Origin of the sequence: Grimontia marina, from assembly GCF_900060185.1 — a bacterium.
GTDB classification, from domain to species: Bacteria; Pseudomonadota; Gammaproteobacteria; order Enterobacterales; family Vibrionaceae; genus Enterovibrio; species Enterovibrio marinus.
Genome location: NZ_FIZY01000276.1, coordinates 1 through 552, shown reverse-complemented (window position 1 = coordinate 552; position 552 = coordinate 1). Strand labels below are relative to the sequence as shown.

Genomic DNA, 552 nt, shown 5'->3' with positions numbered 1-552 from the left:
TTGAGGAAAGACCGCCAAAGCCTTTTTTGATGGTTTCGTGGCGGGAGAACTCACGGTATTCCTGCGCCTGAATGGTCACATCACCATCCGCCACCAAGGTCACGTCACCTTGCGCGTCCAGCGCCGAACCCACCACAGATACCGCGCTTTCATCCAGACTCGTGGTTAAGCCATCTCCAGCCTGAATGGTGATGTTGTTTCCAGCACTGATGTCCGCACCGACTACGGTTTCTTTGAGGGATTCATTAATCTCTACTTTCTTGCAGCCAAAGGATTTACTGGTTTCCTTACGCGAGTATTGATATTCGCTGTCGTTGGCAGCGAGGAGTGATACGTCCCCCTCAGCTTTCAGGGCCGCATTGTTGTCTGCGGCGATAGTACTTGCTGTGGAGGTGATATTACCGCCGGCGGTCAACGAGACATTGAGAAGTGGCCCCCAATTTTCGGACATGACTTTAAGTGATTGATCTGTTTTGATAGTCCCCAGAAAGACTGGAGCAGATGATGACAAGAAAACGTAGAAACCACTCACCCGAATTTAAAGCGAAGGTG

At 50.5% G+C, this 552-nt stretch carries 1 protein-coding gene; it reads right to left on the bottom strand.

Features of this window, described 5'->3' with window-relative positions; translation table 11 throughout:
- Nucleotides 1–451, bottom strand: a 451-nt coding sequence (locus tag GMA8713_RS26400) for a hemagglutinin repeat-containing protein (RefSeq protein WP_157515833.1), incomplete at its 3' end; no start/stop codon positions are given.
- Between the last annotated feature and the right edge of the window lie 101 nt (nt 452–552).